General features: G+C 45.1%; 12 protein-coding genes. 5 read left to right on the forward strand and 7 right to left on the reverse strand.

Going from position 1 to position 12,335, the window contains the following annotated elements:
* Window positions 1-59: 59 nt before the first annotated feature.
* Window positions 60-626 (reverse strand): hypothetical protein, encoded by a 567-nt coding sequence (locus D6D85_RS07215; protein WP_125671395.1) that lies wholly within the window; start codon window positions 624-626, stop codon window positions 60-62.
* A gap of 24 nt (window positions 627-650) precedes the next feature.
* The gene (locus tag D6D85_RS07220) at window positions 651-2,939 is read right to left on the reverse strand and encodes a hypothetical protein (protein ID WP_125671396.1); all 2,289 of its coding nucleotides are present in this window, start codon (window positions 2,937-2,939) and stop codon (window positions 651-653) included.
* A gap of 355 nt (window positions 2,940-3,294) precedes the next feature.
* On the opposite strand from D6D85_RS07220, the gene D6D85_RS07225 reads away from it, so the two are divergent.
* The 5 genes from D6D85_RS07225 to D6D85_RS07245 all read left to right on the forward strand — a co-directional run bounded on the left by D6D85_RS07225 (window position 3,295) and on the right by D6D85_RS07245 (window position 5,865).
* On the forward strand, window positions 3,295-3,780 hold the full coding sequence (locus D6D85_RS07225; protein ID WP_125671397.1) for a DNA replication complex subunit Gins51: 486 nt from the start codon (window positions 3,295-3,297) through the stop codon (window positions 3,778-3,780).
* On the forward strand, window positions 3,777-4,058 hold the full coding sequence (locus D6D85_RS07230) for a 50S ribosomal protein L44e (protein WP_125671398.1): 282 nt from the start codon (window positions 3,777-3,779) through the stop codon (window positions 4,056-4,058). Before D6D85_RS07225 ends, D6D85_RS07230 begins: the two co-directional genes overlap by 4 nt.
* A gap of 14 nt (window positions 4,059-4,072) precedes the next feature.
* Window positions 4,073-4,249, forward strand: coding sequence for a 30S ribosomal protein S27e (locus D6D85_RS07235; RefSeq protein ID WP_125671399.1), 177 nt, complete (start codon window positions 4,073-4,075; stop codon window positions 4,247-4,249).
* Window positions 4,250-4,314: 65 nt separating this feature from the next.
* Window positions 4,315-5,073: a S1 RNA-binding domain-containing protein gene (locus D6D85_RS07240; protein WP_125671400.1), complete on the forward strand. Its 759-nt coding sequence runs from the start codon at window positions 4,315-4,317 to the stop codon at window positions 5,071-5,073.
* Window positions 5,074-5,271: 198 nt separating this feature from the next.
* Window positions 5,272-5,865 (forward strand): PD-(D/E)XK nuclease family protein, encoded by a 594-nt coding sequence (locus tag D6D85_RS07245; RefSeq protein ID WP_125671401.1) that lies wholly within the window; start codon window positions 5,272-5,274, stop codon window positions 5,863-5,865.
* A 1-nt stretch (window position 5,866) separates the two neighbouring features.
* On the opposite strand, the gene D6D85_RS07250 is transcribed toward D6D85_RS07245, so the two are convergent.
* From D6D85_RS07250 to D6D85_RS07270, 5 genes are read right to left on the reverse strand one after another with little or no spacing between them, the layout of a single operon-like run.
* Window positions 5,867-7,003: a DNA primase small subunit domain-containing protein gene (locus D6D85_RS07250; protein ID WP_125671402.1), complete on the reverse strand. Its 1,137-nt coding sequence runs from the start codon at window positions 7,001-7,003 to the stop codon at window positions 5,867-5,869.
* Window positions 6,987-7,883 carry a hypothetical protein gene (locus tag D6D85_RS07255; RefSeq protein ID WP_125671403.1) on the reverse strand — a complete coding sequence of 299 codons (897 nt, stop codon included), beginning with the start codon at window positions 7,881-7,883 and terminating at the stop codon, window positions 6,987-6,989. The genes D6D85_RS07250 and D6D85_RS07255 overlap by 17 nt, the downstream gene beginning before the upstream one ends.
* A gap of 14 nt (window positions 7,884-7,897) precedes the next feature.
* The gene (locus tag D6D85_RS07260) at window positions 7,898-8,647 is read right to left on the reverse strand and encodes a hypothetical protein (protein ID WP_237558787.1); all 750 of its coding nucleotides are present in this window, start codon (window positions 8,645-8,647) and stop codon (window positions 7,898-7,900) included.
* Window positions 8,647-8,973, reverse strand: a complete 327-nt coding sequence (locus tag D6D85_RS07265) for a hypothetical protein (RefSeq protein WP_125671405.1) — start codon at window positions 8,971-8,973, stop codon at window positions 8,647-8,649. The genes D6D85_RS07260 and D6D85_RS07265 overlap by 1 nt, the downstream gene beginning before the upstream one ends.
* Window positions 8,974-8,982: 9 nt before the next feature.
* Window positions 8,983-12,327: a DNA polymerase II large subunit gene (locus D6D85_RS07270; protein WP_125671406.1), complete on the reverse strand. Its 3,345-nt coding sequence runs from the start codon at window positions 12,325-12,327 to the stop codon at window positions 8,983-8,985.
* Between the last annotated feature and the right edge of the window lie 8 nt (window positions 12,328-12,335).

A 12,335-nucleotide genomic window follows, 5' to 3' on the forward strand; every position in this document is an offset into this window, starting at 1 on the left:
ATATAAAAATGCAAAGAGCCTAATTGGAGCCTTAGAGCTAATCAGCGAAAACGCCATTATCAGCGCCTTAGTAGTTTTACTATCTCCGAGGGATCTCCTGTTACAGGAACTCTCGCTACTCTTTCCATGCTAAGTTTTCCAAGCCATGGTATGCCGAACTGCTTCCCACTGTTGGGATCAACTATCACAAGATACTCCCTCTTTGGATCAAGTCCCAAGTTTATGTTCTTCGATAGCTCTAGCAGAAGCCTGTCAACTGCAGCAGCAATACCCTCGGATGAGTTGGCTGATACAACCATTTTTCTTCCGCTGAACTCCACTTTCTCCTCACCAGAGACAAAAATCAGATATAGATCTGCATTCTCCAGAGTGCTGCTCATGTTGACAACTGTCACATTCCTCAAATTACCCTTGCTGAGGATCGTAGTCAAATAGATTACCGATGTCTCCCCCTGTATCATGTAGTTTCCCGTGTCAGGCCTGTATAAGTGCTGATCAAATGCAACACAAAGCAATATCCCCTGCTGTTTGGGGGGATTTGATTGTTTTATAGATATACTGCCAGCTATTATGAGAACCAGCAGAATTACCACAGCAGCCAAAATTGCCGGAACATACCTCCTCAAAGGATCACCTCGCAGATTAGATGTTTACCTCCTCCTGAACCCCTTCTTCTCGAATTTAAGCTTGGGGATCCTCTCACTCCTTATCTTATATGACCTGTAGATCCTGAGCACAGCTATAGCTGCTATTATCAGAACAACAATTGATATTATTATCATTGCAAATGTGGACATTACCATGTCTACATAGGTCATTGCTGATAACCTATACTCATCAAGAAATCTCCCCATGTTGTCCTTGTATGAGAGCTCCGACTTCACATAGGTCTTGAGATCTAGTGATGGATATAAGTCTGAGGCCTTCGCTGCTACATATACTTTTATTGAGTTCATGGGGCTCAGGTTTCCTACGTACAGATGCACTGATCCATCCGGATCAACTCTTCCTCCTTTAGCTGAGAGGGAGATCCCCTCACCCGGAACAAACTTTATCTCAATATCCCTTGCCTCTGCATTTCCCGTGTTCTCAATCCTGAACGTCATGTTTCTCAGGGCACCCCACTCCATCCTCACCTGCTGATCTTCAGGTATGAGCGAGATCAAGGGCCTCGTTATGTTCACCTTTATCTGGGATTCTGTTGATCCAGTGGAGCCCAGTGCCTTAACATACTCTATTGATGTTGTAGATAGATTATTCACTCCTGGAGGTGGAGATGATGCCTTCACAGTATAAATGAAGGTAATCCTCTGCCATGGATCCATTTTCTCAAGGAAGTAGAAGCCCTTCTGCTGTGTTTGCACGACTATGGCTGTTCCATTGTCCTTTCCAATGACATCAAATCCAGCTCCAAGCCTCTCAGCTATCTTCACCTGAACCGCTGGAATATCTCCCTGGTTCTCAATTGCTAGTACAACTAAAGCAGTGTCCTTCAGGCTCATCGATTGCCTGTCAACTTTCTTCTGCACTATCGCTATATTTGCATCCCTCAAAACCCTTACTACGATTATTTTTGTGTAGAGGAACTCCTTTGTTAGGGGATCTATCAATGTCAGCCTTATCCTTGAGTCCCTAGGCTGCTGGAGCTTTGGAGGTGTCTTAAACTGAAGCTCAACTGAGCTGGATGAGCCGGGATTAATGCTCATGTCAAGGGATGCCTTACCGGTTATTGGATCTGATGGATCACTTAAAAGTTTCAGCTTCATTTCTCTCTCGAGGTTGTTCTTCACCAGAACCTGCAGTTTCAGGGTGGAGTTCTCAACTGTTTTATTTTCAGATATGAAGCCTGAGAGAGCTGAGACCATAACAGTTATGGATGAGGATCTAAGCCATGCCTCGAAGAACCTAAGCACATCGTAGGTCTCCTGGCATCTAGTCCATATGAATGGGGTATATCCATAAGGGGGAAGCCCATCCTTATTTACAGCTCTCGCTATGCTCACAGCTATGCCTGAGAAGCTGCTAAGCACATCCTCTGTATCAAGTATTCCAGCAGATGCCAGCCTGAGAAGGCCTCCAAACACGACTGCATTGTCTATTGTTGGAGCCGGGTTGCTCGTTATGTGCTGCTTAAGCTCGGATGCCACCTTGGAGAGCAGATTCTGATCAACATCAAAGCCGAGCATCTCAGCCTCTATCAGGGATGAGACTATTATCGAATCCTTGACCGGATCCAGCCATCCAGTTGATGAAGCCTTCTGCTCAAGGTAGGTTATCGCACTCCTTATATTATCATCCACATTTACATCATAGAGCTTTCTTACAGCAATTAAAGCTGATAGAACATATGATGTGGTGAGAGGATCAGGCTCTCTCTGGTAGTAGGACTCGGGCTGTGGGGCCCATCCTCCGCTTTTATCCTGAAGCTTCACTAAGGAGTATGCAGCGTTTTTTATCTCATTCTCTGCATCTATTATCCCAAGTGCTTGGGCATTTGAAAGGAGGAGCAGGACATTTGAACTAAATTTAACATCTATATAGTAACCTGATGCCTCGGATGTCCATAAGTTCCTTGTCCTCTTGCTGAGAAAGTAATCAACTATTCCCTTTATTTTCGCACTTAAATTTCCCTCATTAAAAGAGACAAATCCCTTGTGAAGGAGAGCTTCCGACATTATCAAGCCGGCATAAAGGTTTGAATAGTCATCTGGGACCGCTGAAAAGGCATATGGCTGATATGTGAATATTATGCCTCCAACCCATCCGAAGGCCTTGACATCTGCTATGTTGCTGTAAGATGGTATTGACAGGAAGTAGTGGGCCGAGAGCCTTATTCCCTCAGCTGAAAGGGCTAATGGATCCTGTTGTGCTAGAGCTGGCTCTAAAGGAAGGAGAAGGAACATGAGAGGTATGAGAAACAATCTGAATTTCATTGCCATATGGGGGATCAGCTGAGAAGCTATAAAAAGCAATCATAGACGATTGCAGAAATTTAAATAAAAAAGGAAGAAAGGGGGATCAGCCAGCCGCACCGGCTGGTATCGCAACTATCACTGGCATCAGCGCTGCAGGAGCTGTAGATGATACAAGCTTTGTCGGATCTGCTATGCAATTGATGTTGCCAAGAATCAAGGTATATTATAAGCATCTTTACGAAGCTGACTGCCTCTTCTTCAAGTTTCTGGTTGACACCAGCCGTTGTTGTTATATCTTTTGCATATGTGACATTTCCACTATCCTAGCATAAACCTAGGCTCCTAGGAGCTTTAATATTTAAAGATGCTTGGTATCCCGATGGCACTTAAACCTCAGGTATCATACAGCAGGCTCGTTGACATTTTCATTTCAGAGATCACATCACCCTACCTTTCAGATATTGAAAACGGGTTCTATGAAGAAGTAAAACACATGATAGCGAGGATGAGAGAGGGAGCTGATAGAAGCAACGATCTAATGGCTGAGATTTTGAGAAGAGAGGCTGAGATATGTGAGGAACTTCTCTTAAATATAGCCAGAATAAGGGCCTTGAAGAGAATAGCAGCAGGAACATTTGATGAAGCTCCTTCAGAGGAGAAGAATGCTATAAAGGGAAAAAGAGAGGAGATAAAAGTTGAGAGAAGGAGGAACTTTGTTCAGGTAATGTTTATAAAACCAGCTCCTAGCATAGTGGGGGAGGACCTCAGGATATACGGTCCCTTTAAAAAGGGGGATGTCGCCCTCATACCGAGGGCAAATGCTGAGGCCCTTGAGAAGAAAGGAGTGGTGGAGGTGGTTGAGTGAAGGTTCCTGAGGAGATGAGGACATACTGCCCGAAGTGCAACAGGCATACTGTGCACAAGGTCTCAATATACAAGGCAGGGAAGGCAAGAACCTTATCATGGGGGTTGAGGCAGCTTGAGAGAAAGAGATCTGGTTACGGGGGAGAGCCAAGAGGAAGGCTCAGAAGAAAGGCAAAGCTTACAAAGAAGGTAGTATTAGTGCTGACATGTAAAGATTGCGGGAGAAAGGTGATGAGAAATCTGGGAAGGCTTTCAAAGGTTGAGATTGCGCAAAGCTAAGTGGAGGTGTTTATATGAGTTGTTTCTACAGGGTTAGGTGCCCTAGCTGCGGGAATGAGCAGATAATTTACTCACATGCCTCAACTACAGTTAGATGCCAGATATGCGATGAGATACTGGCTGAGCCTAGGGGAGGAAGGGCGAAAATAAAAGCACAGATAACCTACATCTACGGGAAGAAAACCAGTTAAAGATACATATAAAATTTAAAAGAAGCCCCTTTTTAAGGTCAGATGCTTTGTTCAGAGGTGATCAAATGGAGGACTTTCCCAAGAAGAACGACCTTGTCATAGCGACTGTGAAGAGAATAGAGGAACACGGAGTGACAGTGACCTTGGATGAATACAACGGGATGGAGGCATATATACCGAGAAGCCATGCTGCCTCAGGAAGGATAAAGGACCTCAGGAGCATAATAAAGGAGGGAATGAAGGTAGTTGGAAGGGTTTTGAGATCTGACAGAAAGAAGGGGCAGGTTGACCTATCCCTGAGGTATGTATCCGATGAGGAAGCCGAGAGAAAGATGGAGGAATGGAAGAACAGGAACAGGGCAATATCCCTCTTAAAGCTCGCTCTCGGAAGCGCTGATGCCGCATATGATGCCTTCAAGAAGCTTGCATTGTACTACAAGGAGCCCCTTGATGCACTTGAGGATTGCCTTGAATCAGGCCCACAACCTCTGATAAAAGCTGGAATAGATGAAAGATCTGCTGAAAAAATAGCTGAGGTTGTAAAATCTCAGATAAGGCCCCCTATTTATGTGAGGAAATCGGTGATGAGGATAGTATCCTACAGGCCTGATGGAGTTGATGTGATAAAATCAATTCTAACTAATATAAATGCAAATATTTATACTATTGGAGCACCGAGATATGTAATAGAGGTTTCATCAGAGAACCCCAGATATGTGAAGAGGACATCGGAAAGAATAGTTGAGAGGATAGTGGAGGAGATAAAGGGAAAGGGAGAGGCCGAGCTCATAGAGGTAATAGAGCAGAGGAAAAGAGTTGAATAATTGCTCCACGAGAAGTCAGGAGTCTCCTAGTGTGATTTAAATTAACCTGTTGAATTATGAAAATCTTCTTGCTCTTCTGACAATAAAGCTTTTTCCACCTTTTTGGCTGTGACATTTAGCTTCTTATTGCTCATAGCTTTTCAATAATTTATTTTTAGGAGCAATTAACTATTTAAATGATAAAAGTGAATTTAGTGGATGAGCTCCCAGCTCAAGCAGAGATTCCTAAAGCTTCTAAAGGAGGATGAGGAGTTCAGATACGCTGTAGCCGGACTTCTTGGTCTAGAGGAAATTCTGAAAAGGCTTGATAGACATGAGGAGCAGCTTGTCAAACTTAGGGAAGATATGAACAAGCTTAGAGAGGATATGAATAAGTTAAGAGAGGATATGAACAGGGGATTTGAGCTTATAGAAAGGAGGATATCAGCCTTAGGGGCGAGATGGGGCCTTCAAACAGAAGAAGCTTTCAGGGAAGGTTTAAAGGGAATACTTGAGAAGGAGTTCGGTGTAAAGGTGGAGAGATGGGTTGAGAGGGATAAGGAGGGAATGGTTTACGATCATCCAAGTGACATAGAAGTGGATATAGCTGTTAAGGATGGAAAAACTATTTTAATAGAGGTATCCTCCAATATAAAGGCATCTGATATACCAATTTTCAGGAGAAAAGCCGAATTCTACGAGAAAGTAACTGGAGTAAAGGCTGATAGGCTGGTAATTGTCACCCCCTACGCGGATGATAAAGCCCTTGAGATGGCAAAAAAGTTTGGAATTGAAATATATACAAAGGTATAAACTAGATCTCCGCTTTTCCTCTCTCCCTGAGCACTATGAGAGCTGCTGCATATGCAGGAAGCTCCAGAACCTCATCTCTGCTGTATGGGCCAAAGACAAGCCCATTAATTGAGAATCTTGGCACTTTTCTCGTAATTCTCACCTTAACTGGACTGTCTGAGAGACCAACTGCATCTGTGAATGGATCAAATTCATCAAGCTCATCGTAAGTGAGCGTCATAGCTCTGAGGCCCGTCTTTCCGTGAAGGCTGTTTGGCACCCTTGTTAACCTCTGTATGTCGAATGTAACAGCTTCATCAACTGTTGCAGCTTCCTCCTTCATCCTGCTTACGGCTTTCTCCAGAATCCACCTTCTCTTCCTCATGAACCCTCTTTCTATCGTTTTCCCCTCCTCAATATCTCTGGCTATTTCATCCATCTTGTTCTCCCTTAGAACGGATATCAATGCCCTGGAGAACCTCCCTCTCCATCCTCCTTCATCAGGCTTTGGAAACTTATAGCCACCAGCTGAGCTGAAGACCTCATAATCAAAGCCCCTTGCGCTTATGTATCCTGCTATCTCGGCTCTCTCCTCCTTTCCCAGTTTTAAAAACTCCTTTGCCAGTATTCTTACGTGAAAACCCCTGTTTCCAGTGTATGAGACAAGAATTCCATCGTTTCCCAGTCCAAAATCCTCCCTGAGAATCTTTAACAGTTTTTTAACCTCAGCCTTGGCTGCTCTTATGCATGCCTCATCGAGCCAGTCCATCTTCTTTATCCTCTCAGATCCGCAGGATGGGCATCTTTGCATCTCCTTCTGCTGCTCATGTGAACATTCCTCACAGAAGTAGAGATCATAGGAACAGCCCTCAAGCCCTGTTGCATCTATGTCAAACAGGACCTCAGCTCCTTCAAAACCCCTCTGCTCCATCTTCCTCATCTCAGGCCTTTTATAAAGACCAACTGAGTAGTAAGCATGCCTTGGGACAATATCAGCCATGTATGTCCTGAGGGAATCGAGGCTCTTGAAGCTTATGTACCTCCTCACCACATCATCGAAGCCCATGAACATGAACTCCCTTTTCTCAACTTCAGGGGCGAATATCATCCTAGCCCTATCTCTGTAATAAAGCTGGAACTCCCTAATCAGCCTTTGCAACTTTTCTCACCCTGCATTCCCCCGGACAGAGGCCCCAAGATGTCATCTTCCTGCAGCTTGGAGGTCTATACCCTTTTTTCGCTATCTGCTCTATCTGATACCTAGCAACCTTCTCCTTGAAATCAGGAGAGTGTCTGAAGACATCCAGAACCTCCTCTGTGCTCCATCCGGCTGCTAAAAGGTGGCTTGCAAGGGCAAATCTGGCTACATGAGGCAGATTCTCCCCTCTCATTATCGAGTCAAGAAGGGATTCAACACAGGGCAGAAGCCCTTTCTTTCCCCTTTTTACAGCTTTTCTCGGTATTTTCAGCCCCTTTAATATCTCTAAAAATGGAGATGGAAGCTCAGGAACATCTATTTTTGAGAGAATTCTCTCCCTGACAGCCTCAGCAAGAAGCCTCCTTGCCTCATCCCTTGAGAGAAGAACATATCCTCCCTCTATCCTCCTGTTAACAGCTCTCCATTTTGAATCCTTCAGCCTCTTTGAAAGCCTTATGTAATCCAGAATCCAGACACGAAACTCCTCCTTGAGCTCCATTTTCACATTTAGATCTGATGCTATCCTGAGCAGGTTCTCATTGCTCTCCTCCTTTGACAAATGCATGAACCTCTTGCTCTCATATTCAGCAAGCAAGTTTCTGAGCATCTCATCCTTGGATCCCTCGACTATTATCCTAGCTATTATCAATGAGTATATTTCACTTGCGGGATCCAGAAGATCGGGTTGATAGAATGAGGATCTTGATACCGCCCTTTCAAGCCTCTCCTTGGCCATTCTTCTCGCTTTTGATAAAAGAGGATCGTATGCAAGCTCCTCTATTGAGAGCCCCTCTCTTTCAACGAGTTTTTTTGCCTCCTCAGAGAAAGGATATTTGGCCAAAAAACTCAAGGATGCTACCTCACTGATATGTGAGCTAGGTAGTAGGTTATCCCTGCATCAGGTATCCCACCTAGGGGATAGAAGAGCTTCATTGGCTTATCAGTGGCTATCTCCATTCTCAGCTCGCTCGCTATCTTTGCAGGCTCGGACATCCTATCCAAGTATGATATTGAATATGTGCTCCTGGATGGCTCAGTGCTCCATATGTCCATTACAACTGGATCATCCCTTGATAGGGTTATCTCAGCCTCCCCCCTATCGCTCTGCACCCTGAACTCCGCTTTCTCCGAGTCTATTGATATCTGAACATCTGTTCCCATCAGCTCTATGTCCGATATTATCTCCGGAAATCTCTTGCTCTCCATCCTTATCCCTGCTTTAAAGTCTACCTTTGGACTTTTCACTTCAAAGGGCTCTCCTGCTAAAAGAGGAAGCTTGAAGCTCTTCTTATATTCTCCCACAGTCCTTATCACAAATCTGCTCTCCTCAAATCTCAGCTCAACACTGCTCTCTCCCTTAACTCTCTTCAGAGTTCTCTCAAGCTCCTTGAAGTTTATGGAGTAAAAGCCCTCGTTCTCAACCTCGAATGCGGAGAAAAGATCCCTTGGCAGCATGAGCTGAACCATTGCTGTCTTTGCAGGCTCAAGAGCTGAAAGAACAAGGCCCTCCTTTGGGCTCAGTTTTATTGTTGCCTCATCAACAATGGCCGATATTGCCGAAACTATTCCCTTCAGGGATTTTGCATCATCAAATACTACTCTCATCACACATCCCTCCTCATCATCCTTCTCTCAATATCATAAACTTTAGCCATCAGCTCCCTAACCTCCGACAGATCCTTAAGGCTTATGCCCGATATATCGACAACAGCATCAGCCTCTATCTCCCTCATTCCCTCCTCAGCAGACCTGACTATGCCCGCTATGAGGACAGGAGTCTTTGGCTCGAATTTAGAGGCCTGATCGGAGTATATTCTAGCTCTTCCGGTTCCATCATCCACTATTATATAATTCTCTAGAGATTGCACGACTATGCCAATAAGAAGAGCCCTCTGCCCCGGGTAGATTTCAGAGATCATCGACACCTTCATCCAATCACCTCACAGAAAGCTTGACAATCCAACTTTTTTCGGCTTCTCAGTCTCAAGAAGCTCAAGCTTTGATTGATTGCTCTTGGAGAACATCTGCTCTGCCTCCTCCTGGAGCAACATCACCCTGTGCTCAAGGTATCCCTTTATTCCATATTTATTTATTATTTCTGCTGTTGGAATTAGGTATTTCACAGCAGTTCCCCTGTGCACTGTCAAATTGAGCTCCCCTCCGCACTTCTCACATCTCCCGCTTAGAGGGACTCTTCTGTATTTTGCATTGCATCTCATGCATCTGAACTGCTGTTGTGAGAACTTCCTCAGGTTTCCAGCTATATCCCTTATGAAGTGATGGGAGAGAGCCCTTGAGAGGGAATCCTCCAGATCCACAGCCCTTATCTTAGCCTCAAGTGCCACATGAGCCTCTAGCTTCTCCGCCATCGTGTTAAGCTTTCTGTACCTTGATTCCCTAGGTGCCTCAATGCTGATTACAGGTACTGTGAAGGAAATTCTCACCTCCTTTCCCTCCCTGTAATCCCGGCCGACTGTCCTTAATTTCACATTTGATGGGTCCTCAAACCTCCATGTTGCCTCGAAGAACTCCAGCGGATACCTGTCAACTGTCTCTATGTTGTAGGTCTCATCATCCACGTACTCCAGATCTATCTGCGTCACCAAGAGCAGGGGTGCATCCTCCCTCCCACCTGGCTTGTTCGGCAGATAGCTTCTGGAGAAGTTGAGAAGGGCATCTAATCCAAGTATTATCGAGTCCTCATCTCCATCAGCATTTCTCCTCTTTGCAGCATGGATAAATGGATGCGCCATAACAACAGATGCATCAGCGAAGCCAATCAACCTGACAGCATTTGCGACAAATGTGTGAGGGGATATAGTGAAGAACACATGTCCTATAAGATCCTCCGGCTTCCTTGCATTATAATATGGCCTCAGACCATAAAATCTCTCAAGAAGCTCATCCACAAATCCAGCAACCCTTAGAAAGTGATCTGCTGCCTCCCTCGGAAGGATTATGTCCTGAACCTTCAGCTCCAGAAGCTGGTCATCGGAGGTCAAAGGTCTTCCATATATGTCATGGGTGTATCCCAGTTCTTTGAGCTTCTCGACCGATGTCCCTATTTCCTTCGGTTTAAAGTGTGTGAGCACTGTGTTTGTTGAGTCGAATCTTATGGTTCCATCCTTGAAAACACTCAACCCATACTTAGCCCTCAGTATCCCCTTCTCCAATGGTTCTGGCACTTTATCCTTGCTCGTAAGCCCTATTACCCCTTTTAAGCCACTTATATCGTATTCCTGTCCTAGGCTCTCAAACGCCTCCTTTATCAGCTCCCTCATGTCGAGCATTGTCGATCTGTAGCAGACCACTTCTGCATCAGGATGCTGAGTACATCTATCCCTCACCTCCCTCCCGCACTTGCTGCAGAAGAGAATGGGAACTGTTCTTGATCCACAGCAGAAGTATCTAACCGTCACCTTTCCACAAGATGGACATTTTCTCAGGGCTACTTCCACAGTAACAGCTCCATTTGCCCTAGAAATCATCCTGCTTCTTCCTCTTAAATTTCCAACTGGAAATAGCAAGTTGACGGGGGGCTTCATTTTCCTCTGTTTCGCTTTTTCAGGCCTTCCAACTCTCATTCCGATGTAGTAAATGGCCTTTGGCATAATCCTAAATGCCGATATGTCGTTTATCGCTTCCATTGTCGAAAGATTCCCATACTTCCTCCTGTCAAACTTCTCCATGCCGCTTAAGCTGGCAAGAAGGGCCTTCGCATCATCCCCCTCGACAACAGCCTTTCCATTCTCCACTCTATGGGGTATGCAGAGCTTCTCCAGTATCTCCTTAACCCCCTCCAAGAATATCCTTCCATCTGAGCTATCAGCTTTCCTTACAGCCTCTATTAGAGAAGAAAGCTCATCTACTGTTATATCATGCCAGAAGTAGGTCCATCTGGGATGTATAGGCACATCATACTTTATGCTAAGCTTCATCGCCTCATCGAAGCTGTAATCCGCCCAGGGATCCACATCAACCCCCTTTGCCCTCAGCATCTCAGCCCACCACTCCTCAACCCATGGGGATGGTATCAGCTTGTGATTGTTCTCCAGAAACTCTCCGAAGCCTATCAGGACATCTCCCAGAAAGAGTATCTTCTCAACCTTATCTGCCAGCTTTTTTGCCTCCTCAGCGCTCTTAACCCTGACAACGCTTCCATCCCTCAGCCTGACAACAGGTCCCTCTATTGAATCAACTGGCATGACAACAGCGCTCTTTCCCGGCCTCTCTATCCTGACTTGAGTGCCTACTGCGAGAAACTCATCAAGTATTATCATAGTTGCCGGGCTTACTCCAACAGATGCCAATCCTGTGTCCCTTGCATGCCCATATCTTAGCCTGAAGCCTCCAGGCCTCGATGGATAGGATAAAATAGGCCTTCCAACAACAGCATCCTCCATGAACTTCTTTGATGGAACAATAACAGGACAGAGATCCTTGATATCCTCCTTTTTCTCCTCCTTTCTTCCAATGAAGTGAAGCCAGTTCCAGCTTGATGTGTCGAAATCTCCAAGCTTGCTGGATATCTCATCAACTAGTTTTGCCAGCTTTTTGGCCTTCTGAGCTATGCAATCGTTTATCACAAGGACTGCTCCTCCCCTTATCCTGTTCGTCTCTATTGATGGTATGTCCCTGTTCGATGAAACCTCCTCTTCCTCAGTTGGAGGACCTGTCACCTCAACCGGAAGGTTCTCAACAACCTTTTTTATCTCCTCTCCTGATGCATTATACTGCAGATGAGCGTATCTTCTGTAAAGCTCAACTTCCTCCAGATATCTGGAAACTATCTCCTTTCCCGGCTTGAACTCCTGAAGTCCCAGTTTTTGCCTCACATAATCAGCTATTAGAACGCTAATTGCTCCTTCAGTCCCTCCGGCAGTTCTTATAGGCCCATTATAGTAGACAGATAGATAGCTTCTGCCTCCTGCTTTTTTCACCACAACCTTGCTTATCCCCTCTACAGGAGCTGATACAACAGCATCTGTTATTATTGCAAGCCCAACTCTCACAGCAAGCTCAGCTGTCTCATTTATGTCCCTGCCCATCATGTTTGATGCTATCTCACCCGCCACCTTGAAGGCTGTTGTGTGCTTGTCCATCCCTTTCTCAAGCCAAAAAGATATCCTTTTTCCTATGTCCTCGTTTCCAAATAGAGCAGAAACCCTTTCAGAAAGGGAATTTGCCTTTTTTATCTCTACATCCTCCGATACATCCTTCCCTGTTCTTCTAGCAGCTCTTGCTACTTGTATTATCTCCTCAACTTTATCCTCTATATACATCATGGTATGTT

Source organism: Candidatus Methanodesulfokora washburnensis (assembly GCF_003947435.1).
Lineage (GTDB): Archaea > Korarchaeota > Korarchaeia > Korarchaeales > Korarchaeaceae > Methanodesulfokora > Methanodesulfokora washburnensis.